This window comes from Streptomyces sp. CB01249, assembly GCF_001905735.1.
In the GTDB taxonomy this organism is placed as follows: domain Bacteria; phylum Actinomycetota; class Actinomycetes; order Streptomycetales; family Streptomycetaceae; genus Streptomyces.
Genome location: NZ_LISW01000007.1, coordinates 239,446 through 264,381, shown reverse-complemented (window position 1 = coordinate 264,381; position 24,936 = coordinate 239,446). Strand labels below are relative to the sequence as shown.

At 72.2% G+C, this 24,936-nt stretch carries 27 protein-coding genes and 1 tRNA gene; 14 read left to right on the top strand and 14 right to left on the bottom strand.

The window, feature by feature from the left end; all coding sequences use genetic code 11:
- Positions 1-3 precede the first annotated feature (3 nt).
- Positions 4-207, top strand: a complete 204-nt coding sequence (locus AMK18_RS28040) for a hypothetical protein (RefSeq protein ID WP_073864958.1) — start codon at positions 4-6, stop codon at positions 205-207.
- A 55-nt stretch (positions 208-262) separates the two neighbouring features.
- Here the strand turns inward: AMK18_RS28040 and AMK18_RS28035 are convergent, their stop codons facing one another.
- From AMK18_RS28035 to AMK18_RS28015, 5 genes are all read right to left on the bottom strand, one after another.
- Entirely contained in the window at positions 263-718 is a 456-nt protein-coding gene (locus AMK18_RS28035) for a hypothetical protein (protein ID WP_338014070.1), read from the bottom strand.
- Positions 719-1,034: 316 nt separating this feature from the next.
- Positions 1,035-1,868 carry an S-methyl-5'-thioadenosine phosphorylase gene (locus AMK18_RS28030; RefSeq protein WP_018104238.1) on the bottom strand — a complete coding sequence of 278 codons (834 nt, stop codon included), beginning with the start codon at positions 1,866-1,868 and terminating at the stop codon, positions 1,035-1,037.
- A gap of 117 nt (positions 1,869-1,985) precedes the next feature.
- The gene (locus tag AMK18_RS28025; protein WP_026171665.1) at positions 1,986-2,336 is read right to left on the bottom strand and encodes an FmdB family zinc ribbon protein; all 351 of its coding nucleotides are present in this window, start codon (positions 2,334-2,336) and stop codon (positions 1,986-1,988) included.
- Positions 2,337-2,403: 67 nt separating this feature from the next.
- Positions 2,404-3,687: an MFS transporter gene (locus tag AMK18_RS28020; RefSeq protein WP_073864956.1), complete on the bottom strand. Its 1,284-nt coding sequence runs from the start codon at positions 3,685-3,687 to the stop codon at positions 2,404-2,406.
- 315 nt (positions 3,688-4,002) lie between these two features.
- Positions 4,003-5,550 (bottom strand): potassium/proton antiporter, encoded by a 1,548-nt coding sequence (locus AMK18_RS28015; RefSeq protein ID WP_018104235.1) that lies wholly within the window; start codon positions 5,548-5,550, stop codon positions 4,003-4,005.
- A 278-nt stretch (positions 5,551-5,828) separates the two neighbouring features.
- Here AMK18_RS28015 and AMK18_RS28010 point away from each other — a divergent pair, with 278 nt between their 5' ends.
- A complete protein-coding gene (locus AMK18_RS28010) occupies positions 5,829-8,582 on the top strand; it encodes a penicillin acylase family protein (RefSeq protein ID WP_073864954.1) in 2,754 nt (917 codons plus the stop codon).
- A 28-nt stretch (positions 8,583-8,610) separates the two neighbouring features.
- On the opposite strand, the gene AMK18_RS28005 is transcribed toward AMK18_RS28010, so the two are convergent.
- On the bottom strand, positions 8,611-9,195 hold the full coding sequence (locus tag AMK18_RS28005) for a 5-formyltetrahydrofolate cyclo-ligase (protein ID WP_073865049.1): 585 nt from the start codon (positions 9,193-9,195) through the stop codon (positions 8,611-8,613).
- Positions 9,196-9,301: 106 nt separating this feature from the next.
- Here AMK18_RS28005 and galU point away from each other — a divergent pair, with 106 nt between their 5' ends.
- The 7 genes from galU to AMK18_RS27970 all read left to right on the top strand — a co-directional run bounded on the left by galU (position 9,302) and on the right by AMK18_RS27970 (position 14,731).
- A complete protein-coding gene (gene galU / locus AMK18_RS28000) occupies positions 9,302-10,204 on the top strand; it encodes a UTP--glucose-1-phosphate uridylyltransferase GalU (RefSeq protein ID WP_073864953.1) in 903 nt (300 codons plus the stop codon).
- A gap of 4 nt (positions 10,205-10,208) precedes the next feature.
- Complete coding sequence (gene glp, locus AMK18_RS27995) at positions 10,209-11,519, top strand: molybdotransferase-like divisome protein Glp (protein ID WP_018104230.1); 1,311 nt, start codon at positions 10,209-10,211, stop codon at positions 11,517-11,519.
- 121 nt (positions 11,520-11,640) lie between these two features.
- On the top strand, positions 11,641-12,141 hold the full coding sequence (gene moaC / locus AMK18_RS27990) for a cyclic pyranopterin monophosphate synthase MoaC (RefSeq protein WP_073864952.1): 501 nt from the start codon (positions 11,641-11,643) through the stop codon (positions 12,139-12,141).
- Positions 12,138-12,653 (top strand): MogA/MoaB family molybdenum cofactor biosynthesis protein, encoded by a 516-nt coding sequence (locus AMK18_RS27985; RefSeq protein WP_073864951.1) that lies wholly within the window; start codon positions 12,138-12,140, stop codon positions 12,651-12,653. The genes moaC and AMK18_RS27985 overlap by 4 nt, the downstream gene beginning before the upstream one ends.
- A gap of 17 nt (positions 12,654-12,670) precedes the next feature.
- Positions 12,671-13,294 (top strand): GNAT family N-acetyltransferase, encoded by a 624-nt coding sequence (locus tag AMK18_RS27980; protein WP_073864950.1) that lies wholly within the window; start codon positions 12,671-12,673, stop codon positions 13,292-13,294.
- Between the two features lie 135 nt (positions 13,295-13,429).
- Positions 13,430-14,560 carry a divisome protein SepX/GlpR gene (sepX, locus tag AMK18_RS27975; RefSeq protein ID WP_073864949.1) on the top strand — a complete coding sequence of 377 codons (1,131 nt, stop codon included), beginning with the start codon at positions 13,430-13,432 and terminating at the stop codon, positions 14,558-14,560.
- A 97-nt stretch (positions 14,561-14,657) separates the two neighbouring features.
- Positions 14,658-14,731, top strand: a tRNA-Ala gene (locus AMK18_RS27970).
- Between the two features lie 83 nt (positions 14,732-14,814).
- On the opposite strand, the gene AMK18_RS27965 is transcribed toward AMK18_RS27970, so the two are convergent.
- Positions 14,815-15,411 carry a TetR/AcrR family transcriptional regulator gene (locus AMK18_RS27965; protein WP_073864948.1) on the bottom strand — a complete coding sequence of 199 codons (597 nt, stop codon included), beginning with the start codon at positions 15,409-15,411 and terminating at the stop codon, positions 14,815-14,817.
- A 141-nt stretch (positions 15,412-15,552) separates the two neighbouring features.
- Here AMK18_RS27965 and AMK18_RS27960 point away from each other — a divergent pair, with 141 nt between their 5' ends.
- Positions 15,553-16,137, top strand: a complete 585-nt coding sequence (locus AMK18_RS27960) for a hypothetical protein (RefSeq protein WP_018104224.1) — start codon at positions 15,553-15,555, stop codon at positions 16,135-16,137.
- On the opposite strand, the gene AMK18_RS27955 is transcribed toward AMK18_RS27960, so the two are convergent.
- The 4 genes from AMK18_RS27955 to AMK18_RS27940 form a co-directional block, all read right to left on the bottom strand.
- Positions 16,041-17,204: a PP2C family protein-serine/threonine phosphatase gene (locus tag AMK18_RS27955; RefSeq protein ID WP_073864947.1), complete on the bottom strand. Its 1,164-nt coding sequence runs from the start codon at positions 17,202-17,204 to the stop codon at positions 16,041-16,043. The genes AMK18_RS27960 and AMK18_RS27955 overlap by 97 nt on opposite strands.
- A complete protein-coding gene (locus tag AMK18_RS27950) occupies positions 17,191-19,287 on the bottom strand; it encodes an FUSC family protein (protein ID WP_073864946.1) in 2,097 nt (698 codons plus the stop codon). The genes AMK18_RS27955 and AMK18_RS27950 overlap by 14 nt, the downstream gene beginning before the upstream one ends.
- Before the next feature lie 179 nt (positions 19,288-19,466).
- Entirely contained in the window at positions 19,467-20,114 is a 648-nt protein-coding gene (locus tag AMK18_RS27945) for a response regulator transcription factor (protein ID WP_073864945.1), read from the bottom strand.
- Positions 20,099-21,346, bottom strand: coding sequence for a sensor histidine kinase (locus tag AMK18_RS27940; RefSeq protein ID WP_073864944.1), 1,248 nt, complete (start codon positions 21,344-21,346; stop codon positions 20,099-20,101). The genes AMK18_RS27945 and AMK18_RS27940 overlap by 16 nt, the downstream gene beginning before the upstream one ends.
- 158 nt (positions 21,347-21,504) lie before the next feature.
- On the opposite strand from AMK18_RS27940, the gene AMK18_RS27935 reads away from it, so the two are divergent.
- Entirely contained in the window at positions 21,505-21,921 is a 417-nt protein-coding gene (locus tag AMK18_RS27935) for a hypothetical protein (RefSeq protein ID WP_073864943.1), read from the top strand.
- Positions 21,922-21,938: 17 nt separating this feature from the next.
- On the opposite strand, the gene AMK18_RS27930 is transcribed toward AMK18_RS27935, so the two are convergent.
- Together AMK18_RS27930 and AMK18_RS27925 are read right to left on the bottom strand one after the other, a co-directional pair.
- Positions 21,939-22,265 carry a hypothetical protein gene (locus AMK18_RS27930; RefSeq protein WP_073864942.1) on the bottom strand — a complete coding sequence of 109 codons (327 nt, stop codon included), beginning with the start codon at positions 22,263-22,265 and terminating at the stop codon, positions 21,939-21,941.
- Positions 22,266-22,353: 88 nt separating this feature from the next.
- On the bottom strand, positions 22,354-22,608 hold the full coding sequence (locus AMK18_RS27925; protein ID WP_073864941.1) for a hypothetical protein: 255 nt from the start codon (positions 22,606-22,608) through the stop codon (positions 22,354-22,356).
- Positions 22,609-22,744: 136 nt separating this feature from the next.
- Here AMK18_RS27925 and AMK18_RS27920 point away from each other — a divergent pair, with 136 nt between their 5' ends.
- Both AMK18_RS27920 and AMK18_RS27915 read left to right on the top strand, forming a co-directional pair.
- Positions 22,745-23,329 (top strand): Uma2 family endonuclease, encoded by a 585-nt coding sequence (locus AMK18_RS27920; RefSeq protein ID WP_018104217.1) that lies wholly within the window; start codon positions 22,745-22,747, stop codon positions 23,327-23,329.
- Entirely contained in the window at positions 23,326-23,544 is a 219-nt protein-coding gene (locus tag AMK18_RS27915; RefSeq protein WP_018104216.1) for an XRE family transcriptional regulator, read from the top strand. Before AMK18_RS27920 ends, AMK18_RS27915 begins: the two co-directional genes overlap by 4 nt.
- 13 nt (positions 23,545-23,557) lie before the next feature.
- Here the strand turns inward: AMK18_RS27915 and AMK18_RS27910 are convergent, their stop codons facing one another.
- The gene (locus AMK18_RS27910; protein ID WP_073864940.1) at positions 23,558-24,052 is read right to left on the bottom strand and encodes a GNAT family N-acetyltransferase; all 495 of its coding nucleotides are present in this window, start codon (positions 24,050-24,052) and stop codon (positions 23,558-23,560) included.
- A 49-nt stretch (positions 24,053-24,101) separates the two neighbouring features.
- Here AMK18_RS27910 and AMK18_RS27905 point away from each other — a divergent pair, with 49 nt between their 5' ends.
- Positions 24,102-24,917 (top strand): exodeoxyribonuclease III, encoded by an 816-nt coding sequence (locus AMK18_RS27905; protein ID WP_073864939.1) that lies wholly within the window; start codon positions 24,102-24,104, stop codon positions 24,915-24,917.
- The last annotated feature ends 19 nt before the right edge of the window (positions 24,918-24,936 follow it).

The following is a 24,936-nucleotide window of genomic DNA, read 5'->3' as shown; positions in this document are numbered from 1 at the left end:
GGCATGAGTACCGCCCCCGCCCCCGGACCGCGCGATGCGGAGCCCACCACGCCGGACCGCCCCAGGCCGGCGCTGATCTTCGACGATCCGCTGGACCAGCAGTCCGCGGACGATACGGACCAGGGGTGGGGCGAGCGGGCCCCGTCCGGCGGCAGCGCCGCGGACCTGGCACGCTTCCTCGACGAGAAGCCCCCGCACCACATCTGACGCCCGGACCCGTCCGGGGCGGTGACCCACCTCCGTACGGCCCGGGCCGCACGCCTCAGCACAGGACCACCGCGAAACCGCCGGAGATCCCCGCCCCCGCCAGACCGGCCGCCGTCGCCCGGGGCACCGCCAGCACGATCAGCGCCCCCTCGCCCGACAGGCCCCCGCCGTCCGCCGACGGCACCCGCTCCACGCGCGCACCCCGCGCCACCACCCGGGCCTCCGCCGCCCCGGGACCCCCCGACGCGACCACGTCCACCCGGTCCCCCGGCCGCAGCAGCCGCACGGTCTCCGCGTCCGCGATCCGTACCGGCGCCGACACCAGGCGTACCCGAGGCGAAGCCCGCTCCCGGGACACCGCCCGCGCCGTATCACCGGCCTGCCCGCCCGCACCGCCCCCGGCCAGTCCGGAGACGGCCAGCGCGGCCGCCGTCAGCGCCAGGCCCGCCGCCATCGACCGGCGCTGCCGCCACATCGCACGGCGCAGCCGCTGCCCGGCACTCACCCGCACCCGCAACGGCGGGAACGCGGGCACCCCGCACGGCGGGGGAGCGGGCAACGGTCCCGGTGGCCCGCCCGCGTACGCGGCGGGTGAAGGGGGTGGGGGGAAGGAGGGGGAACCGGACGAGCGCATCACGAACACCGCCTGCGTCAGGGGTCGATGGGGCAGGCCCGGCCCCCGGAACCCCGAGGTCCCGGCCGCCGGACAACCCCCACGATGCACCGGCCGCCCGATTCCCGCCGGAGCCTGTGGACCGTCCACCACATGTGGACAACTCCGTCACTCGCAGGTGGAAGCCCTCCCCGGCACCGGGGGCACGGCGCCGCTACGGCAGCTCGATCCCCGTATCCATCCCGTCCAGCGCGTGCCCGCACGCGCACCCCCGGTCCTCCGTCGCCGGCAGCGCCGCCACCGCGTCGAAGAGGACCGAGCGCAGCCGGTCCACATTGGCGGCGAAGACCTTCAGCACCTCCTCGTGGGAGACGCCCTCACCGGCCTCCGCGCCCGCGTCCAGGTCCGTGACCAGGGTCATCGTGGTGTAGCAGAGGCCCAGTTCGCGGGCGAGCACGGCCTCCGGGTGCCCGGTCATGCCGACGACGGACCAGCCCATCGCCGCGTGCCAGCGCGATTCGGCGCGGGTCGAGAAGCGCGGGCCCTCGACCACCACCAGGGTGCCGCCGTCCACCGCCTCCCAGTCCCGGCCCCGCGCGGCGGCCAGCGCCACCTTGCGGCCCTCGGGGCAGTACGGGTCGGCGAAGCCCAGGTGCACCACGTTCGGCTGGACCCCGTCGGCCCGGGTCTCACCGTCGAAATAGGTCTGCACCCGGGTCTTCGTCCGGTCCACCAGCTGGTCCGGCACGATCAGGGTGCCCGGCCCGTACTCGGGGCGCAGGCCTCCCACCGCGCACGGGCCCAGCACCTGGCGCACGCCGACCGAGCGCAGCGCCCACAGGTTGGCGCGGTAGTTGATGCGGTGCGGGGGCACGTGGTGGCCCCGGCCGTGCCGGGGGAGGAACGCGACCCGGCGGCCGCCCGTCTCGCCGATGAACACGGAGTCGCTGGGGTCTCCGTAAGGGGTTTCCACGCGGACCTCGGTGACGTCCTCCAGGAAGGAGTACAGCCCCGAGCCGCCGATCACGCCGATCTCTGCGTTCGCCATGCGGTCACCCTAGGCGCCGGGCGCGCGGTCCCGGCAGGCAGGCAGGCGGGCGCGGGTACGCGAAGACCCCGCCGAATCGCTCGGCGGGGTCTTCGGGAAAGCTGTGGAGCCGGTCGCTCAGGCGGCCGACGAACCGCTCGTCGAGGAAGAGGAGGACGAGGAGGAGCCGGACGACGCGGACGCCGGGGCGGACGCCGACTTCGTCTCCGACGACGTCGAGGAGCTGGTCGAGGACGACCCCGAACCGGAGGTCTTCGAGGCGGAGGACGCCGGCGTGCTGCTCGACGAGGAGCCGCGGCTGTCGTTCCGGTAGAAGCCGGAACCCTTGAACACGATGCCGACCGCCGAGAACACCTTCTTCAGGCGTCCGTCGCAGTTCGGGCACACCGTGAGGGCGTCATCGGTGAACTTCTGCACCGCTTCGAGGCCCTCGCCACACTCGGTGCACTGGTACTGGTAGGTCGGCACTTTGTTCCTCCTGGCACTCTGACTCGATGAGTGCTAACGACGCTCCATAGTGACGTATTCCGCTGGATCAGTCCACCGTGACCGGCCCGCGGTGACCGATACCACGCGCCACGGTCCGTCCCACACGGGCCGGGAGGAGCCTCGAACGCAGCGTCAGCAGGGTTGCCAGGGCCAGCACCGTACCCACCAGCGGGACCAGGAAACCGGCGCTCGCGCCGTGCCCGTCCGCCAGTCGGCCGGCCACCGTCACCGCGGCCGCCTGGCCCAGCGCCACCGCGCCCGTCAGCCAGGTGAACGCCTCGGTCCGCGCCGAGCCCGGCACCAGCGCCTCGACCAGCGTGTAGCCGCTGATCAGGGCCGGAGCGATGCAGAGCCCGACCAGCAGGCCGAGCCCGGCGAGCAGCGGTGCGGAGTGCACCGCCCACAGGCCCGACGCGGTCAGCGCCAGCGCCGTGTAGCCGACGAGCAGGCGGCGGCGGGGGCCGGACTTCCAGGCGATGGCCCCGCAGGCGATCCCGGCGAGCATGTTGCCGGCGGCGAAGATCCCGTACAGCACGCCGTTGGCGCCCGGGTTGCCGATCTCCTCGGCGAACGCGGTCAGCGAGACCTGCATGCCGCCGAAGACCGAGCCGATGCCGAGGAAGGCGACCGCCAGCACGCGTACGCCGGGGATCGACAGGGCGGAGGCGTGCCGTTCGGCGCCGGGCAGGGCGCGGTCGCGGACCGGCGGCTGCGTGGCGTGCCGCGCGGCGAAGAGCAGGCCGCCCACCAGGGTGAGCGCGGCCTCCGCGATCAGACCGGCCGCCGGGTGCACGCCCGTGCAGAGCGCGGTGGCGATGACCGGGCCGATGACGAAGGTGAACTCGTCCGTCACCGACTCGAACGCGGCGGCCGTCACCAGCAGCGGGGACGCCTCGCGGCCCGGTGCCGCGCCGAGCATCGCCGCCCAGCGGGCCCGCACCATGGGGCCGATCTGCGGGACCGACGCGCCGGTCGGGACCGCCGCGGCGAACAGGGCCCACAGGGGCGCGTCCGCCAGGGCGAGCGTCACCAGGAGCGAGACGGAGGCGGCGTGCACCAGGACGCCGGGCAGCAGCACGGCCCGCTGGCCGAGCCGGTCGGCGAGCTTGCCGGTCTGCGGCGCGAACAGGGCCATGGAGACCCCGGTGAAGGCCGCGACGGCGCCCGCGCTCCCGTACGAGCCGGTGGTGTGCTGGACCAGCAGCACGATGCCGATGGTCAGCATCGCGAAGGGTTGCCGTGCGGCGAAGCCGGGGAGGAGGAAGGTCCACGCCCCGGGGGTGCGCAGCAGCTGCCCGTATCCAGGGCGTTCGGAGACCGTGGACGCCACGGTCCTTGCCTTTCTGCCGCCTGGTGGCCGTGCCCCCGAGGCGGCCGGCACAGGAGTGCGGGCCCGGGCGGGGCTGCCGAGAGCTGTCCTCTTCGCGCGGAACTGCGGTAGATGCCGGGCGCTCGTGGCCGGTGTGCGGGGCACGGCCGGTACGGAGGACGCCACGACCGCCATACGGTCGCGCCAGCTCTGCGTCAGGCAGAGTTGGTCGATCAATCGGTGGTACTGGTTTTCCTTCATGCTACAGGCAGGAAGGGCGGGGGCCCTGTGATTGTGTGCACCCCGCCCCTCGCCGCCTGTGAACGCAGCGTGTGCTCAGTGATGTGCCTTCGCGTTGCGTTTCTTGCCCTCGTCGGTCCTGCCGCCGAGCTTCTTCACCGCTTTGAGCGCCCCGGCCACCTGCGGCACCGGGGACTCCATTCCGCCCGGCTGTCCGCCGGGTGTGCCGAGCCAGCCGGCCAGCTTGCCGCCCTCGGCGACCGCGCGCAGCCGTGCCTCGGCCGCGTCGCGCACCGGGTCGGTGGCCACGACGAGCAGTTCGTCGCCGCGCCTGAGCACCGTCGACGGGGCGGGTACGAAGCTCTTGTCGTCGCGCACCACGAGGGTGACCGCGGCGCCCGCGGGCATGCGGAGCTCCCCGACCTCGACGCCGTGCATCTTCGACTCGGCGGGGATGGCCACCGACAGCAGGTGCCCGCGCAGCCGTTCCAGGGGCGCCGATTCGATACCCAGGTCGGAGGCGTCGGACGGGTCGTCCTTGATGTTGAGGGCCTTGGCGAGCCAGGGGAGGGTCGGGCCCTGGATGAGGGTGTAGACGATTACCAGGACGAAGACGATGTTGAAGACCCGGGTGGATCCGTCGATCCCGGACACCATGGGAATGGTCGCGAGAATGATGGGTACGGCGCCGCGCAGCCCGGCCCACGACATGAGGGCCTTCTCCTGCCAGGGCAATCGGAACGGCAGCAGCGAGATGAAGACTTCCAGCGGCCGTGCCACCACGGTCAGGACCAGGCCCACGACGACGGCGGGCCAGAAGTCGTCCAGCAGGTCGTGCGGGGTGACCAGCAGGCCGAGCAGGACGAACATGCCGATCTGGGCGAGCCAGCCGAGCCCGTCCGCGAAGCCCCGGGTCGCCGGCCAGTGCGGCAGCTTGGCGTTGCCGAGGATCATCGAGGCCAGGTAGACGGCCAGGAAGCCACTGCCGTGGAGCATGGCGCCGGCCGCGTACGCGGAGACGGCGATGGCCATGACGGCGATCGGGTAGAGACCGGAGGCGGGGAGCGCCACATGGCGCAGCCCGTACGCGCCGAGCCAGCCCACGGCGATGCCGACGGCGGCGCCGATGGCCAGCTCCAGGGCTATCTCGCCGATCAGTACGTACCAGCTGTCGACCTCGCCGATGGTCGAGAAGGCGACCACCAGGATCACCACGGGGGCGTCGTTGAAGCCGGATTCGGCCTCCAGGACGCCGGTGACGCGGGCGGGCAGCGGGACCTTGCGCAGCACGGAGAAGACCGCGGCGGCGTCCGTCGAGGAGACGACCGCGCCGATGATGAGCGCCTGCCGCCACTCCAGGCCCACCAGGTAGTGGGCCCCGGCCGCGGTCACGCCCACGCTGATGCCGACGCCGACGAGCGACAGCATCACGGCAGCCGGCAGCGCCGGTTTGATCTCTTTCCACTTCGTGCCGAGTCCGCCCTCGGCGAGGATCACGACGAGCGCCGCGTAGCCGATGACCTGCGTCAGTTCCGCGTTGTCGAACTTGACGTCGAAGAAGCCGTCCTGGCCCAGGGCGATACCGATGCCGAGGTACAGGAGCAGGCTGGGGAGCCCGCTGCGGGACGAGATGCGGACCGCCACGACGGCGACGAGCAGGACGAGCGAGCAGACGAGCAGGAGTTCGTTGAGCGTGTGGACAGTCAGTGGCCGGTCCTTCCCTGCGTACGCCTGCCGGATCGTCTTCCGGCGGCCGGTACTTCGTTACCTTACCTAATCTTTAACGCTTTCTTGATGCGTTCGAGTATTCGTACGATCGCTACGCAATTCGAGCCATCCTGATACCGCGTCCGAGTGGGTGACGCCCTGCGCCTATGGTTGCTCCTGCACTCCCAGGACCGCCCTGCCCTCGAAGGACAGCGATGCCCGCCACAACAACCGCCTCTTCCGGATCCACCGGTACCGCCGGTGGCGGGCCGCGCAAGAAGAAGAAGGGGCGCCGCGCCCGACTGCTCTTGATCGTCCTGGTGCTGGCGCTCGTCGCGGGCATCGGTTACGGAACGTACTGGTCCGTATCCACCGTGCGCGCCTCCTACCCGCAGACCAGCGGGACCATCCACATCGACGGCCTCTCCGGCAACGTCGACGTCAAGCGCGACGGATACGGCATCCCGCAGATCTACGCGGACTCGGACGCCGACCTGTTCCGCGCGCAGGGCTTCGTACAGGCGCAGGACCGCTTCTGGGAGATGGACGTACGCCGCCACCTGACGGCCGGCCGGCTCTCCGAGATGTTCGGCTCCGGACAGGTCGAGACGGACTCCTTCCTGCGGACCCTGGGCTGGCGCAAGGTCGCGCAGGAGGAGTACGACACCGTCCTGTCCGCCGAGACCAAGAAGAACCTCCAGGCGTACGCGGACGGCGTGAACGCCTACCTCAAGGGGCGCGACGGCAAGGACATCTCCGTCGAGTACGCCGCCCTCGGCCTCACCAACGACTACAAGCCGTCGGAGTGGACCCCGGTCGACTCGGTCGCCTGGCTGAAGGCCATGGCCTGGGACCTGCGCGGCAACATGCAGGACGAGATCGACCGCTCGCTGATGACGAGCCGGCTCGACGCCGACGAGATCAAGCAGCTCTACCCCGACTACCCGTACGACAAGCACGAGCCGATCGTCACCGAGGGCGCCATCTCCTCGGTCACCGGCACGTTCGACCCGAAGGCGACCGACACCGGCGCGAGCGGCGCGAACACCGTGGCGGACGCGACCCAGGGCCTGAACACGCAGCTCGGCGCGCTCTCCGACACCCTGGACGAGATCCCCGCGCTGCTCGGCCCGAACGGCACCGGCATCGGCTCGAACTCCTGGGTGGTCTCCGGGCAGTACACGACGACCAACAAGCCGCTGCTCGCCAACGACCCGCACCTCGCGCCGATGCTGCCGTCCCTCTGGTACCAGATGGGCCTTCACTGCCGGCAGGTCTCCGAAACCTGCAAGTACGACACCGCCGGATACACCTTCTCCGGCATGCCCGGGGTGATCATCGGCCACAACCAGGACATCGCCTGGGGCTTCACCAACCTCGGCGCCGACGTCACCGACCTCTTCCTGGAGAAGGTCACCTCCGACGGCTACCTGTACGACGGCAAGACCAAGCCCTTCACCACCCGCGAGGAGACCATCAAGGTCGCGGGCGGCAAGGACCGGCACATCACGGTCCGCGAGACCAACAACGGCCCGCTGGTCTCCGACCGCAGCAGCGAGCTGGAGAAGGTCGGCCAGAAGGCTCCCGTCACCAACTCGGCGCCGGACCGCGCCGACGGTTACGCCGTCGCCCTGAAGTGGACCGCGCTGGAGCCCGGCCACTCCATGGACGCCGTCTTCGAGCTGAACCGGGCCAACGACTTCACCAGCTTCCGCAAGGCGTCCGAGCACTTCGAGGTTCCGTCGCAGAACCTCATCTACGCCGACACCAAGGGCAACATCGGCTACCAGGCGCCCGGCAAGATCCCGCAGCGCAAGCAGGGCGACGGCACCACGCCCAGCCCTGGCTGGACCTCGGCGTACGGCTGGAAGAAGGACCCGATCCCGTTCGACGAGCTGCCCTACGAGTACAACCCGAAGCGCGGCTACATCGTCACCGCCAACCAGGCCGTGATCGACGAGGACAAGTACCCGTACCTGCTCACCAAGGACTGGGGCTACGGCAGCCGCAGCCAGCGGATCAACGACCTCATCCAGTCGAAGATCAAGGGCGGCGGCAAGATCTCGACCGAAGACATGCAGAAGATGCAGATGGACAACACCAGCGAGATCGCCGCGCTGTTGGTGCCCGAACTGCTGAAGATCAACATCTCCGACAAGGACGTCCGCCAGGCGCAGAAGCTGCTGGAGGGCTGGGACTACACCCAGGAGGCCGACTCGGCCGCCGCCGCGTACTTCAACGGCGTCTGGCGCAACATCCTCAAGCTCGCCTTCGGCGACAAGCTGCCCAAGGAGATGCGCGTCGAGGGCGAGTGCCTGAACGTGCCCCCGGCGAAGAACTCGGGCCCGGCCGACGAGCAGGACCGGCTGGTACGCGAGTGCGGTCAGCGCTCCCCGGACTCCGCGCAGCCGGACGGCGGTGACCGTTGGTACCAGGTCGTCGCCAACCTCATGGACAAGCCGGACAGCAAGTGGTGGAAGTCGCCCAGGAGCCGCAAGGACGACGCGACCGAGACCCGCGACCAGCTGTTCGCCCGCGCCATGGAGGACGCGCGCTGGGAGCTGACGGCCAAGCTGGGCAAGGACATCACCACCTGGAACTGGGGCCGGCTCCACCAGCTGACCCTGAAGAACCAGACCCTGGGCACCGAGGGCCCCGGACTCCTCCAGCGGGTCCTGAACCGGGGCCCCTGGAACCTCGGCGGCGGCGAGGCCGCGGTGGACGCCACCGGCTGGAACGCGGCCGGCGGCTACGGGGTGGTCTGGGTGCCGTCGATGCGGATGGTCGTCAACGTGGCCGACTGGGACAAGTCCCGCTGGATCAACCTCACCGGCGCCTCCGGGCACGCGTTCAGCGCGCACTACACCGACCAGACCGACAAGTGGGTCAACGGTGAACTGCTGCCCTGGGCCTACGGCACGAACGCCGTGGCCGGGACGACGACGGACACGCTGACCCTGAAACCGTAGGCGCGCGCCCCTCAAGGCCCCCGATGCTTCAGCTCACGCCGAAGCGCCGGGGGCCTTCCGGTGTGACCACCGCGTCGACGGGGAAGTCGTGCGGCTCCGCCGGGACGTGTGCGGTCACCTCGTTCGCGTACAGCAGGACGATGAGCGCGGGTGCGGTCCCGGCGGCCGTCAGGCGGGCCAGCACCCGGTCGTAGCTGCCGCCGCCGCGCCCCAGGCGCATGCCGCGCGCGTCCACCGCGAGGCCCGGCAGCAGCACCGCGTCCGCCTCCAGGACGGCATCGGGGCCCAGCCGCTCGCCGGTCGGCTCCAGCAGCCCGCGCCCCGCCTTCGCGAGCGCTTCCGCGCCCTCGTACGCCGCCCAGTCCAGGTCGTTGTCGGCGAGGAGCACCGGCAGCAGCACCCGTACGCCCCGCGCGCGCAGCGCGTCCAGCAGGGCGCGGGTGCCCGGTTCGCGTCCCACCGAGACGTACGCGGCGACGGTACGGGCTCCGCTCAGCTCCGGCAGTGCGAGCGCGTGGCGGGCGAGAATGGAGGCGGCCCGTTCCGCGTCCTGATCCGTCAGGAGGCGGCGCGCGGCCAGCAGTTCACGCCGCAGTACGGCCTTTGCGGACATGTCGGTGTTCAACGGGCACCCACCGGCCTCTCGGACAGGGCTATATGAGGACAAAGTTAACCGGAGCCTCATCTTCCGCCCATGTGGCCCCGTTAAGGTTCAGCGCATGACCCAGTCGAACCCCAGGATCAGCAAGGCCGTCATCCCGGCGGCGGGCCTCGGGACCCGCTTCCTTCCGGCCACCAAGGCCACTCCCAAGGAGATGCTGCCTGTTGTCGACAAGCCTGCCATCCAGTACGTCGTCGAGGAAGCGGTGGCCGCCGGACTGCACGACGTCCTCATGGTCACCGGCCGCAACAAGCGTCCCCTGGAGGACCACTTCGACCGGAACTACGAGCTGGAGGGCGCCCTGACCCGCAAGGGCGACGCCGACCGGCTGCGCAAGGTCCGCGAGTCCACCGACCTCGCCACCATGCACTACGTCCGCCAGGGCGACCCCCGGGGTCTGGGTCACGCCGTCCTGTGCGCCGCCCCGCACGTCGGCGACGAGCCGTTCGCGGTGCTTCTGGGTGACGACCTCATCGACCCCCGGGACCCGCTGCTGAGCCGGATGACCGAGATCCAGGAGCGCGAGGGCGGCAGCGTCATCGCGCTCATGGAGGTCCCGCCCGCGATGATCCACCAGTACGGCTGCGCGGCCGTGGAGGCCACCGCCGAGCCGGACGTCGTACGCGTCACCGGCCTGGTCGAGAAGCCGGAACCCGCCGAAGCGCCCAGCAACCTCGCGATCATCGGCCGCTACGTCCTGGACCCCGCGGTGTTCGAAATACTGCGCCGGACCGAGCCGGGCCGGGGCAACGAGATCCAGCTGACCGACGCCCTGCAACTGCTCGCCGAGGACGAGAAGGCGGGCGGACCCGTGCACGGCGTCGTCTTCAAGGGCCGCCGCTACGACACCGGCGACCGCAGCGACTATCTGCGTGCCATTGTCAGACTCGCGTGCGAACGTGATGATCTGGGGCCGGAGTTCCGCAGTTGGCTCCGCCGGTACGTCACCGAGGAGATGTAGCACGTTGAGCAGCACGATCTGGTCGGTGGACGAGCACCTGGAAGACATCCTCGCCGCGGTGAAGCCGCTCGAACCCATCGAGCTGCAACTGCCCGAGGCCCAGGGCTGCGTCCTGGTCGAGGACGTCGTGGTGGAGGTCGCGCTGCCGCCCTTCGACAACAGCTCGATGGACGGTTACGCGGTCCGCGTCGCCGATGTCGAGGGCGCCACCGAGGAGTTCCCGGCCGTCCTCACCGTCATCGGTGACGTCGCGGCCGGCGACGACGGCCTCGGCCCCGGCCGCCGCGTCGGCGCGGGCGAGGCCGCCCGCATCATGACCGGCGCCCCGCTCCCCGAGGGCGCCGAGGCCGTCGTCCCCGTCGAGTGGACCGACGGCGGTACGGGCGAGGGCCCCGCCACCACGATGCGCGCCCACAGCGACGCCCCGGAGGGCGCCGGGGGAGAGGTCCGCGTCCACCGCCCCGCCGAGGCCCGCGCCCACGTCCGGGAGCGGGGCAGCGATGTGCGCCCCGGCGACCTCGCGCTCAAGGCGGGCACGGTGATCGGACCGCCCCAGATCGGCCTGCTCGCCGCGATCGGCCGCTCCACCGTCAAGGTGCGGCCCCGCCCCCGCGTCGTCGTCCTGTCCACCGGCAGCGAACTCGTGCAGCCCGGCGGCGAGCTGACCGGCGGGCAGATCTACGACTCCAACAGCTTCGCCCTCACCGCCGCCGCCCGGGACGCCGGGGCCATCGCCTACCGCGTCGGTGCCGTCGCCGACGACGCCGAGACCTTGCGCGCCACCATCGAGGACCAGCTCATCCGCGCCGACCTCCTCGTCACCACGGGCGGCGTCAGCGTCGGCGCGTACGACGTGGTGAAGGAGGCCCTGTCCTCCGTCGGTGACGAGGACGAGCCCGGCGGCGGCGTGGACTTCCGGAAGCTCGCCATGCAGCCGGGCAAGCCGCAGGGCTTCGGCTCCATCGGCCCCGACCACACCCCGCTGCTCGCCCTCCCCGGGAACCCGGTCTCCAGCTACGTCTCCTTCGAGCTGTTCGTCCGCCCCGCGATCCGCACCCTGATGGGCCTGCCCGCGGCCGACCGCCCGACGGTGAAGGCCGTGCTCGTCGCGGACAAGGCCCTGTCCTCGCCCGCCGGGAAGCGCCAGTTCCTGCGGGGGACGTACGACGCCGAGGCGGGCACCGTCACGCCCGTCGGCGGCTCCGGCTCGCATCTGATCGCCGCGCTCGCCCAGGCCGACGCCCTGATCGTGCTCCGCGAGGACGTCACCTCCGCCGAACCCGGCTCCGACACCGAGGTGATCCTGCTCCGCTGACCGCGCCCCGGTGGCGGTACGGTATCTGGCGCTGTGCCGTCCGGGGGACACCCCCCGGCCCCCGGACCCGCGCCCCGGTGCGGCCCGGGGAATCCGGCGCCCTACCGCTAGGCGGAGTGAGTTGAGTACGCAGAACAGGCTGACGCACATCGACGAGGCGGGGGCCGCCCGCATGGTCGACGTCTCCGGGAAGGACGTCACCGCGCGCGTCGCCCGGGCCAGCGGCCGGGTCCTCGTGTCGCCGCGTGTGGTCGAACTGCTCCGGGGCGAGGGCGTCCCCAAGGGCGACGCCCTCGCCACCGCCCGGATCGCCGGGATCATGGGCGCCAAGCGCACCCCGGACCTGATCCCCCTCTGCCACCCGCTGGCCGTCTCCGGCGTCGGCGTCGAGCTGAGCGTGGCCGACGACGCGGTGGAGATCACCGCCACGGTGAAGACCACCGACCGCACGGGCGTCGAGATGGAGGCCCTGACCGCGGTGTCGGTGGCCGCGCTCACCGTCGTGGACATGGTCAAGGCGGTCGACAAGGCCGCGGTCATCACGGACATCCGGGTCGAGGCGAAGTCGGGCGGCAAGTCCGGCGACTACGTACGCGCCGAGGCCCCCGGGAACGACGCGTGAGCGCCGCCGACGCCCCGGCCCCGTACCGCGCCCTTGTCGTCACCGCGTCGAACCGCGCGTCCGCCGGGGTCTACGCGGACAGGGGCGGGCCGCTGATCGCCGAGGCGCTGACGGGGCTCGGCTTCACCGTCGACGGCCCGCAGGTCGTGCCCGACGGCGACCCGGTCGAGCAGGCGCTGCGGACCGCGGTGGCATCCGCGTACGACGTGGTCGTCACCACCGGCGGTACGGGCATCTCGCCCACCGACCGCACCCCCGAGGCCACCCGCCGCGTCCTGGACCACGAGGTGCCCGGCATCCCCGAGGCGATCCGGGCCGAGGGCCGCGACAAGGTCCCCACCGCCGCGCTCTCGCGCGGTCTGGCGGGCGTGGCCGGCCGCACCCTGATCGTCAACCTCCCGGGCTCGACCGGCGGGGTGCGCGACGGGCTCGCCGTCCTCGGACGGCTCCTGGTGCACGCCGTGGACCAGCTGCGCGGTGGCGACCACCCCCGACCCGGGAGCCCGAGCTGAACGTCGCGACCTGGCCGGTGATCCTGGCGGACGGTGATGTCGCCCTCCGGCCCATCAAGCTGCGCGACCAGCGGGACTGGCGCGAGGTCAACCGGCGCAACCGGGACTGGCTGCGCCCCTGGGAGGCGACGGTCCCGCCGCCCGCGCCCGGCGGACCGGTCGCCCAGCGGCCCACGTACCGCCAGATGATCCGCCATCTGCGCTCCGAGGCGAACGCGGGCCGGATGCTGCCGTTCGCCATCGAGTACCGGGGCCGGCTGGTCGGGCAGCTGACCGTCGCCGGGATCACCTGGGGCTCGATGTGCTCGGGGCACGTCGGCTACTGGGTGGACCGCGAGGTGGCCGGGCGCGGGGTGATGCCGACCGCCGTCGCGCTCGCCGTCGACCACTGCTTCCAGGTGGTGGGGCTCCATCGCATCGAGGTGTGCATTCGGCCGGAGAACGGGCCGAGCCGTCGCGTCGTGGAGAAACTCGGATTCCGCGAGGAGGGGCTGCGCCCGCGTTATCTGCACATCGACGGGGCGTGGCGCGACCACCTCATCTACGCGCTCACGGCGGAGGAAGTGCCGGACGGGCTGCTGCGGAGATGGCACCGCTCGCGGCCGGTTCCCCGTACGGATCAGCCGGAGTCTCCCACGTAATAAAAAGTTTGTTCGAATTACTCTCGATCGGCTGATGCGCGCCCTCATAAAAAAGTCCGCGATATCGGCCGGATCGTGCGACACACCGCGCCAATTGGCGGATCCCTCCGCGCAAACCCCTCTACGGTGTGAGATGTGAGCAGCAGCGGCCTCATCTACGCAGTCATTGTCGGGGCCTGGGCCGCCTACTTGGTGCCGATGTGGCTCCGCAGGCAGGACGAGCTGAACGAAGAGCGTCCGACGGAGCGCTTCAGCACCGCCATCCGGCTGCTTTCCGGCCGGGCGGCGATGGAGCGCCGGTATGCCAAGGGGCTGCAGGAGCGCACCGAGGACGAGGCGGCACCCGACGCCGACCCGGACGCGGGCACGGACCGAATGGACTCCGTCGACGTCCGGGCCTTCGCCGCGCCCCCGGCGCACACCGAGGCCCGGATGCACGAACCGGCCGGTACGCCGGAGCGCGCCCCCCGCAAGCGGCGTGGCGCCGAGCCCGCCGCCCCCGTCCCCGCCCCCGCCCGGCGCGCGCGCCCCGGCGGCATCGACGCGGAACGCGCCCGGCGCGCACAGCGCCTCCAGGTCCTCGCGCGCCGTCGGCGCACCACCGTGATCCTCTTCCTCGCCTTCACGCTCGGCGCGATCGTCGCGGCGGTCGGCGGGCTCCGCTTCCTGTGGGCGCCCGCGGTCCCGGCCGTGCTCCTCAGCGCGTACATCGCGCACCTGAGGTCGCACGAGCGGCGGCGGTTCGCCTTCACCATGGACCAGCGGCGCGCCGAGGTGGCGGCCCAGCGGCTCCGCGAGAACCGCCCCCGCCGCCACCAGCCCGCGACCACGGCGTCGGCCGAGGCCGACGAGGACTCCGAGCCGCGCCACCCGGCCCCCGAGCCGACGCCCACGGTCTCCCCGCAGGAGGCCGGGCGCCGCGCCCTGGTCGAGCAGACGGACCACGCGGAGTGGGTGGACCAGCAGCGCGAGCGCGGCCGGGTCCAGGGCGACAGCTGGGAGCCGGTCCCGGTGCCCCTGCCCACCTATGTCACCGCTCCGGTCGCCCCGCGCGCCACGGGCGGGGTCGAGGTCGGCAACCCGGAGACCTGGAGCGCGGCCCGCTCCAGCACCGCCGAGCCCGCGCAGCCGGACCCCGCGGCACCCCCGGTGGACCCGGCGCCGCGCCAGCGCTCCCCGCAGTCCCGCCGCTCCCGCGACCGGGGCCGCACCCCGCTCTTCGACCAGTACGAGGACGGCGACCGCCCCCGCGCGGCCAATGAGTGACGCCGCGTCGGACGGCCGTGAGCCACGCCACGGCTGACCAGCGCGGAACGGATTTCCGAGCACCCCCCGGAGGGTGCTAGAGTTTCACACGTCGCAAGGGCCTGTGGCGCAGTCTGGTAGCGCACCTCGTTCGCATCGAGGGGGTCTGGGGTTCAAATCCCCACAGGTCCACAGACACATGAAATCCCGTCCAGCCTCTGGCTGGACGGGATTTCGTCGTTCCGGGCCCGCTGTGACGCGGGCCCGGGGAGTCCTCAGGTGAACGATGCCGTTGCCTGGGCTTTGAGGAGGCCTTCCACTCCGTTGAGGAAGGTCTCGGACACCAGCTCCGGGTCGAAGAGGCAGCCGGCCGCCATCGCGCCGTCGCGCAGCATGACGAAGTGGCGGGCCGCGCGGGCGGCGGGTTCCTCGCGGATCGTGCGCAGGAGGCCGGTGAGTGTGTCCAGGAACCACTGGCGGTGTGCGAGGACGACCTGGTGCACCGGGTCCGCGGGGTCGGGGTACTCGGCGACGGCGTTGAGGAAGGCGCAGCCGCGGAAGCCGGGGGACTCGATGGCCTCGGCGATGGACGCGCCGATGGCGCGAAGCGTGTCGGGTGCGGGGAGTCCGACGGCGATGGCCGCCTCGGCCTGGCCCCGCAGGGCGCGGTCCGCCTCGGTCAGGTAGGCGACGACCAGGTTCTCCTTGCTGGGGAAGTGGCGGTAGAAGGTCGCCCGTGTCACCTGCGCTTCCTTGACGATGCGGTCCACTCCCACGGAGTGGATGCCTTCCGAGTAGAAGATCCGGGTGGCTGTGCTGAGGAGCCGGTCCCGGGCTTCGGACGGGCGGCTCTCGGATGCGTTGTGCGCCATGACGCCAGCCTACTCGGCGCGAGGTAGAACGTTCGGTCTTGACAGGGGTGTGCAGCCTTGCCAATCTGGTGGGCAGAACGTTCGTTCTTGCGTGACGTGGCGGTCCGCCGCGTTCCCCGTACCCCCGTCGAAAGGTTCGCCATGAGCACCGTTGCCGCCCCTTCGGACATCAGGAACACGGCTTCCGCGCTGCGGCGGCTGTACTTCGTCCGCGCCGCGTTCGCCATCCTCTGGGCCCTCGTGATGTTCGCGACGGCCGACGAGATCAGCCCGGTCGTGGCCGCGCTGCTCGTGCTCTATCCGCTGTTCGACGTGGGTGCCGCCGTCGTGGACGCCAACGCGTCCCGTGCCACCCGCTCGCCGGCGCTGCTCTACGTCAATATGGCGGTCAGCCTCGCTGCGGCGGCCGGGGTCGGGATCGCCGCCGCCTCCGGGATTCCCGCGGTGCTGCGGGTGTGGGGGGCATGGGCGGTCGTCGCGGGTCTTGTGCAGCTGATCGTGGCCGTTCCGCGGCGCCGGATGGGCGGCCAGTGGCCGATGATCCTCAGCGGTGGCATCTCGGTCCTGGCCGGGGCGTCGTTCGTCGGGTCGGCGGGCGCCGCTGACCCCGCGCTCACAGGCGCGATCGGCTATGCCGTTCCGGGCGGCATCTTCTTTCTCGTCTCGGCGCTGCGGCTGGGGCGCTCCGGCGGCCAGGCGAGTGCCAGGAGCGCCGCGTCGTCGTAGGTGTCGGCGCAGCTGTAGTCGTGGGCGTCCTTCTGGAGCCAGGCGAGCAGGTGCTCCGGGTCGACGGGCGGGGGGTGGGCGCGCTGGTAGGCCGTCAGGCGGTCGGCGAGCGGGTAGAAGGCCCCGGTCTCGTTCCGGGTCTCCGCGATGCCGTCGGTGTACAGCAGGACCGTGTCGCCGGGGCGTAGAAGCGTTCCGGCGACACGGGGGCCTTCCGCCTCGGTGGGGGCGCTCGTGAGGGTGCGCAGCCCCAGCGGGAGGCCGGTGGCGGCCGGGAGCTCGTGGACCGTGCCGTCGCGCAGGACGAGTGAGGGCGGGTGGCCGCAGGAGTACGCCTCCGTGTGGCCGTCGGGCGCGGTCTGGATCAGGAGGGCGGTGACGAACGCCTCGTCGTCGCGCAGGAAGCGGTTCAGGCCGGTGTCGAGCCGCCCGGCCAGGCGGCCCAGCGTCTCTTCCTCGTACGCCGCCTCGTGAAACGAGCCGAGGACCGCGGAGGCGGTGGACACGGCGTCGAGCCCTTTCCCGCGTACGTCCCCGATCAGCGCGCGGACGCCGAACTCGGTGTCCGCCACGGCGTAGAGGTCGCCCCCGATGCGGGCGTACTGCGCGGCGGCCAGATAGCTCGCGGCCGTACGGAAGGGGCCCAGCGTCTCGGGCGGTGGGCGCAGGACCGCCCGCTGCGCGGTCTCGGCGACGGACACCACCTTCCGCAGCCGCGCGGACTCCCGCTCCCCGCGACGGACCACGAAGCAGCTCAGCGCGGCGATCACGCAGATCACCACGGTGGTGCCGATCACGGAGCCGATCCGCTGCGGCTCCGTCGGCAGGAGCAGCCAGCGCGTTCCGGCCGCCACGACCGCCGCACCGACGATCATCGGCGGGCCGAACGCGAACGCGACGAGCGCGGGGACCGCGACCAGCATGGACGCGATGTGCGAGGAGGGCGGGGTGCTCACCTGCAGGACCGCCACCACGACGCACAGCAGCAGGGCCGTGCCCAGCACCGCGAACCTGGTGCCCCGTCCGGCCGACGGCAGGGTGCCGTCCTCCAGCTCAGCCATCGGCATGGCCGCCCCTCTCGCCGCGCCGGGCCGTCTCCTCGATCCACGCCAGCTGGCGGCCGAGGCTCGTCAGCCACACCTCCAGGTCCACGGAGAGCGACGACGGCGCGTAGTCGGCCGGGGCCGGGGCGGGCGGTCGCGCGGGCGGCGGGTTCCCGCCGCCGACCAGGGCGGCGATCCGGTCGGCTTCCGCCTCCAGCTCCGTCGCGGCCGTACGGGCCCAGGCCGCGGGCGGGCCGGTGGGCTCGGCGGTCCGGGGGAGACCCAGGTGCGGAAGGCGGTGGGCGCCGAGGATCGTGTTGCTCGCGACGATGAGTACCGCGTGCCAGTCGGTTTCGGTCCCGGCCCGGCGGGCGGGGGCCTCGCTGCGGTACTGCGCGTATGCCGCTTCGGCGAGGCGCAGCCGGTGCACGCTCGGGAGGATCGGTGCCGGGTTCCGTACGCCGGGTGCGGGGTTCATCAGGATCCGCGCGGTGGCCGGGACCAGGCCGCCGCAGGAGTGCAGCAGGCCGGCCATGGTGCGGCGGACCTCGCGGTGGGCCCCGGCCGGCCAGGCGAGGAGCGCGCACAGCAGCCCGATCGCGCTGCCGGTGAGGACGTCGATCATCCGCGTCTCCGACAGCCGCCAGGTGACGGGGAAGATCTGGGCGAACGCGGTGGCCACGACCAGGGTGAACCCCGCCTGCGCTCCGGCGACGCCCAGCAGCGGCCCCAGGCAGAACGCCGCCAGCATCACCGGGACGAGCAGCGCGGCGTACACATCGGTGTGCGGTCCGAGCCCGATCAGGAGCGCGCCCGCCGCGAGGGCACCGACGGCGTTGCCGGCGACGGCGCGGCTCACCGCCTGCCAGGTCGCGGCCACCGTCGTCCGGCCGAGCGTCAGCACCGCCAGCAGCACCCAGAATCCGTGGGCCAGATCCAGGGTGCCCGCCACCAGGCGGGCGGCGCCGAGCCCGAGGGCCGTGCGTACCGCGTTCTGGAAGAGCACCGAGCGGAGGGTGATGTTCCCGAGGACCCGGCGGGCCCACAGGACGGGCGTCGACAGCTCCGCGTACCAGAACTGATCGCGCGGGACGGCCGGACCGACGGGTCTGCCGTGCGCGGCGATGTCCGTGGTGACCTCCACGATCCGCGCCGACTCCGCCAGCGCCAGGACCCGCGACTGCCGCCTGAGGACGGCGAGCGGGGGTACGAGGGCGGGCGGCCCGCACGTCAGCCGTACGCGCTCCGCCCCGAAGTCCTCCATGGCCGTTTCGAGTGTGCCGGCCACGGGGGCCCGCTCCCCGGTGCGCAGGTAGGACGCACAGGCCCGGCACACCTCCGCGACCCGGGCCAGGAGCTCGGCGGATGCCGGATCGGCGGGCGCGGACGGCATCTCGGAGAGGGTGGCCAGCTGGTTCAGGAGCCGGCGCACCGAACGGCCGGCCTGGTCGAGCGCGCGGTCCGTCCGCCCCGCGCTCGCGGGCTGTTCCGCCGGAGGCAGCGATGACAGCCGCAGCCGTTCACCGGCCGCGCGCAGGGTCGCGGGCGGTACGCGGCCGGGCGAGGCGGCCTCGTCCGCGGCGGTACTCAGCGCGTCCGCCAGGCGGTGGCGGAGGGAGGGGACGGCCCGCTCGGGCAGCAGGAGGGCCTCGCACGCCGTGAGGAGCAGAGCTCCCGCGGTCAGGCCGATGAGCCGGTCGCCGAGCGTGCCGGGGGCGTACGGCGGGAAGCAGGCGAGGATGTAGAAGAGCTGGAGGCCGGGGGCCGCACCCGCGGGGCGCGGCCCGGCGACGGCGGCGAAGGCGAGCAGGAACCCGATGACGAGCATCCCGCCGACCGCCGCCCAGGTGTCCACGGCCAGCAGCGTCCCCAGTGACGCCAGCGCGAGGGCCGGCGGGAGCGCGCACAGCACCACGGTCGCCTTCTGGCGGCCGGACCCGGGAACGGCGGAGAGCAGGCCCAGCGCGACGGGCGCGAAGAGTGCGTACAGGGCGGCGACCGGCCGGTCGGCCGCGTAGAGCAGCGGGTAGAACCCGGCCCACGCCGCGACCGCCACCCGTACGCCCCGCCGGGCGACGGCCGCCGCCCGTGCCGTGTCGGCGGTCACCCCGGCGCCCGGCCGCCACCATCGTCCGGGCCCGGCGCGTCGCGTACGGGCAGTGCGCACATCCCGCGACGCTCCCTTCTCCAGCCGGACCGCGTCCTTCTCGCGGAGGCCGCAGGCCTCCCCGTCATTGTTGAACAGCCCTGGCCGTCGCGCTCGCGGACGTCCGCCGGGAGGAGGGGTCAGGGGTTGTTCAGGTACGCCAGCACCGCCAGTACGCGGCGGTTGGCCGCGCCGTCGTCCGTGATGCCGAGCTTGGCGAAGAGGGACGTCGTGTACTTGCTGATCGCGCTGTCGCTGAGGAAGAGGCGGGTCGCGATGGCCTGGTTGGAGAGGCCCTCGGCCATCAGGGCCAGGACCTCGTGCTCGCGCTCGGTGAGTTTGTCGAGGCGGCGGTGTGAGGAGCCGCTGGACAGGAGCTTCGCGATGACCGTCGGGTCCATGGCCGTGCCGCCGGCCGCGACGCGTTCCAGCGCGTCGATGAACTGGTCCGCGTCGAACACGCTCTCCTTCAGGAAGTAGCCGACGCCGCCCGAGCCGTCGGCCAGCAACTCGCGGGCGTACAGCTGCTCCACGTACTGGGACAGGATCAGGACGGGCAGCCCCGGCGTCTCGGCGCGGGCGGCGAGGGCCGCGCGCAGGCCCTCGTCGGTCTGCGTCGGCGGCATGCGGACGTCCACCACCGCCACGTCCGGGCGGAACTCGCGCAGGGCGGCCAGCGTTTCCGGTCCGGTCGTGGCCGTACCCACCACCTCGTGTCCGTACGCCTCGATGAGACGGACCATGCCGTCCCGCAGGAGATACAGGTCCTCGGCTACAACGATTCGCATGGCACCATGATCCTCGCGCGGGTCGGCCCGCCGGCCGGACTCGTGACCTCCAGGCTGCCGTCGAACACCGCGAGGCGCCGCCGCAGCCCCGCGAGTCCGCCGCCTTCCCGGACGACCGCACCGCCGCGCCCGTCGTCCTCCGCCTCCACGACCAGGCCGGTCCCGTCCTGCGCGAGGGAGATCCGCATCCGGGTCGCACGGGCGTGCTTGACCGCGTTGGTCAGCAGCTCGGCGATGCCGAAGTAGACGGCCGACTCGACGGGTGCGTCCAGCCGCCTCGGCGCGTCCGCGACGACCTCCGTTTCGAGGGGGCTGTCGAGGGCGAGGGCGCGTACGGCGTCGACGAGGCCCCGGTCGTTGAGCACGGGAGGGTTGATCCCGTGCACCAGGTCGCGCAGTTCGGCCAGCGAGGCGGTGGCGCCCGCCCGCGCCTCGCGCATCAGCGCCCTGGCCCGGTCCGGGTCGGTCTCCATCAGCTTCTCCACCGTCGCGAGGGACATCCCGAGCGCGACGAGCCGGGCCTGCGCCCCGTCGTGCAGATCCCGTTCGATCCGGCGGATCTCGGCCGCCTGAGCCACCGTCGCATCGGCCCGCTGTCCCGTGAGTTCGTCCACCCGGTCCGCGAGCGCCATCCTGGCGGACGGCCGCAGGAAACGGACCGCGACCGGGGTGACTGTCCGCCAGGCGTACGGGGAAGAGGCGAGGGTCACGAGGAGGGCGAGGAGCGAGGCCGGGCGGCCCGTTCCCACCCCGACGGCACCCCACACCACTCCCGCGAGTGGCACGCACGCCACGATTCCCGCCGTGAACGGGGCGATCACCGCGAACCGCAGGTCGCGCCAGTTCGCCGGGTCCTTCCAGCGCAGCCGCCACCGCTGGTCCATGAGGGCGTCCCGGCGGGTGCGGTGGTAGGCGAAGCCGTTCCACCAGAAGCCGGTGGCCATGCGTGTCACCGGCGGGGCGGTTCGGTAGCCGGACGGGATCTCGGTCCCGGACCAGCGGGCGACCAGGGAGCGGACGGCCTGGCACACGGGGCGCGCGAGCGCGAGCGTGCCCACGCACACCAGCACCAACGGCCCGATCCACGACCAGGGGTTCGCCGCGCCCCACGCGATGCCCCACGCCACCGCGCCCGCCCACACGGCCGGGATCAGAAGCGTGACGGCGGCGACGGCGCACGCCCGTACGAACCCGATGCCCGCCCCGGCCGCCCACGACCCCAGCACTCTCATCGCCCGCCGCCTGCCTCTCCGTGTCCGTCCCGACGCCCCCACTCTGCACCGGCCGGAGGGCCCGGAGGCACCGCTCGGGCGAGGAGTGGGCCTGGACCCACCCCCTTGTGCGCTCAGACGCATACCGAGCCCGATCGGCGCTTCGTAGCGTCGTCACCATGACCACGAACACGAACCTTCAGCCCGAGGCCCTGAGGGCCCTCGCAACGGCACGCCGGAGCATCACGCTCTACGGCGCACTCACCGCCACCGCCCTCGGCGCGGTCGTCGTGGTGGCCGCGACCGGTCACACGGTGAACACCTTCATGTGGGTCCGCGCGGTCCTGCTGCCGCTGATCGCGTACGTACTCCACCGCATCACGGCCTCGGCGGAGGCGGGTTCCCGCCGCGCCTTCGACCGCGTGAGCACCCTCGCGGTGATCATGCCCATCGCCATCATCGGCGTCGACCTGATCCCGGGCGTCTGCCCGCCCTGGTACGCGGTGACGCAGACGCTGTGCATGCTCCCGGTGATCCGCGTCGCGTTCCTCACCCGGGGGGTGGCCCTGAAGACGGCGTTCCCGAAGGCGGGTTGAGGGAACGGCGACGGGCCTCAGGCGCGCTTGCGGGCCAGCCGGTAGACGCCGTACGTGATGCCGAGGATGAGGTCCACCGCCACCCACAGGCCGATCACGAGGCCGACTCCGATCGCGGTTCCGGCGTCACCGGCGTCCTGGCAGGTCTTGAGGGCGTCGCCCACCATCCCCTTGCAGGACGCGTGGTCGTTGCTCCTGGCGCCGGAGATCACCCAGGCCAGGAACAGCGCCTGCACTGCCAGGAACACCCAGAGGAAGACCCGGTGGTGCTTTCGGGTGGGGCCGGAAGCCGGCGGCGGTACCTCGCCGGGAGGACCCCAGGCAGGGGTGGGTCCGGTAGTCATCGTCAGGCGCCTCCTCGGGCACGGCCCCCGAGGGTGTGGCTAACTGTCAACGCTACGCTCCCGCGGATCGGTCCGCGCCCCGTCTGGTTTACGCCTCGTCGTCAGCCCCGCGGACCTTGCGGAGGGCGCGGATAGTCAGATCCACGGCGAACCGCACCGTTTCGGCATCCCGCAGCGGGCAGTTGACCACGTACTGGTGTCCCGGCCGCACGTCGCGAAGCTTGACGTGAACGGGGTCGACGTCCGCAACGTCCTCCTTGGTGAGGCGCAGGGTGAGTCCACCGTTGGCGGGTTTCACGTGGGCCACTGCGCCGTAGCGGCGGACACCGTCATCGCGGATCATCAGGTAGTCCGTGAGCCCGCCCTTCGTCCGCGAGGACGTCCCCGTGACGATCTCGACGGACCCGCGTAGAGGTCGCCACCGATACGGGCGTACTGCGCGGGGCGGCGGTGCATATCGTTTTCGATATGCTGAAGGCATGGGTCTCGACTATGCGTGGATGCGAAAGGTCGCCGACGAGCTCTCGGAGTACGCCGAGCAGCTGGAAGGCTCCTGGAGTGTGGAGATCGGTGCCGGCGGGCCGGTCATGGCGATGATGAGCCCGGTCAACCGCCACGAGCGGATCGCCGGCCGGATCAGGGACCAGATCAATCAGCAGATCGGGGCGACGAACCCGGGCTGGATCGCGGAGACCGGCCCGGAGGTCGAGGATCCAAGGGTCGGGCGGATGCGTCGGCCGGACGTGTTGGTGTGCGAGGAGCGCGCCCTGGACTCCGACCGGGACTCCCTCGCTCCGGACGAGGTTCTGGCCTGCGTCGAAGTGGTTTCCCGGTCGAACCCGAGCAATGATTACGTCGAGAAGATGGCCGACTACCCCGCCATGGGAATCGGCCTCTACATGATCGTCGACCCCAGGAACGGCACCATCGCCGTGCACGACGAGCCTTTTCGGGGCGCTTACCAGAACGGGGAACAGTACATCTTCGGAGACACCGTCAGGCTGGGCGCCTGGTCCATCGAGACCGGTGCCTTCCGCCGTTACGGGAAGGCCGGCGACGCGTGAGACTCGTCGAGCTGAGAGAGCGTGCCGGCCTGACGCAGGCCGAGGTGGCGGCGCGCATGGGGACGGCGCAGCCCAACGTGTCCCGCTTGGAGTGTCTGCCGGTACGGGAGGTCAGTCAGCGGCAACTCCGCCGCTATCTGAGTGCGCTGGGCGCGGACCTCGTCCTGGTGGCTACGACGTCCGCCGGGGACGAGATCGCCCTCACCGCTCCCTGAGAGGTGTGCCCCGTCAGGCCGCGCCGTCCCCCCGCAGTGGCTTCGCGAAGCAGCGGCTGGTGTCGTACGTGCGGTAGTGGCCGAACTTCTCGCACGGGGTGTAGCCGCTGGAGAGGTACAGGGCGATGGCCTCCGGTTGGCGGTCGCCCGTTTCCAGGACCATGCGGGTGCGGCCCGCGGCGCGGGCGTCCGCCTCCAGGGCGGCCAGGATGCGGCGGGCGAGGCCCAGGCCGCGGCCCTCCGGTATGACGTACATCCGCTTCAGCTCGGCGTCGCCGTCCGAGTAGCCCTCGTCGTTGTGCTCCTGGGAGCGCCAGCCGCCCGTGGCGACGGGCTGGTCCGACGCGTCGTAGGCGATCAGGTACAGGCCGTGAGGCGGGTCGAACATCGTGGCGTCCAGTGGTGTGACATCGCCCCCATCGCCGTAGCGCTCGGCGTATTCGAGCTGCACGCGATCGTTGAGTTTGACGGCATCGGGGTGGTCGAAGGCCCGGACGTGGATATTCATGCGATGCATGGTACATGTATGCGGCATCGTTGGCCGGTATCGTGCCGGAATGCTCACCGTGACCAGCGTGAATGTAAACGGTCTCCGCGCCGCCGCCAAGAAGGGCTTCGTCGAGTGGCTGGCGCAGACCGACGCCGACGTGATCTGCCTCCAGGAGGTGCGCGCCGAGCCCGAGCAGCTGCCCGCGGACGTCCGTGACCCCGAGGGCTGGCACACCGTCCACGCGCCCGCCGCCGCCAAGGGCCGGGCCGGGGTCTCCCTCTATTCGCGGCGCGCCCCGGAGCGCGTACAGATCGGTTTCGGCGGGTACGGGCACGACGGGTGCGAGGAGTTCGACACGAGCGGGCGGTACGTCGAGATCGACCTGCCCGGTGTCACCGTGGCCAGCCTCTACCTTCCCTCCGGTGAGGTCGGCACCGAGCGGCAGGAGGAGAAGGAGCGCTTCATGGCCGCCTTCCTGCCCTACCTGGCCGGGCTGAAGGCGCGCGCCGCCGCCGAGGGCCGCGAGGTCGTCGTCTGCGGCGACTGGAACATCGCGCACCAGGAGGCCGACCTCAAGAACTGGCGCGCCAACCGCAAGAGCTCCGGCTTCCTCCCCGAGGAGCGCGCCTGGCTGACCCGGGTCTTCGAGGAGGCGGCGTACGTCGACGTCGTACGCGCCCTGCACCCGGACGTCGAGGGCCCGTACTCGTGGTGGTCGTACCGGGGGCGCGCGTTCGACAACGACACCGGCTGGCGCATCGACTACCAGGTCGCGACCCCCGGACTCGCCGCCCGCGCCGTGAAGGCATGGGTCGAACGGGCCGCCACCCACGGCGAGCGGTGGAGCGACCACGCGCCGGTGACGGTGGTGTACGAGCAGTAGGAGCGGGGTACGGCGAGGG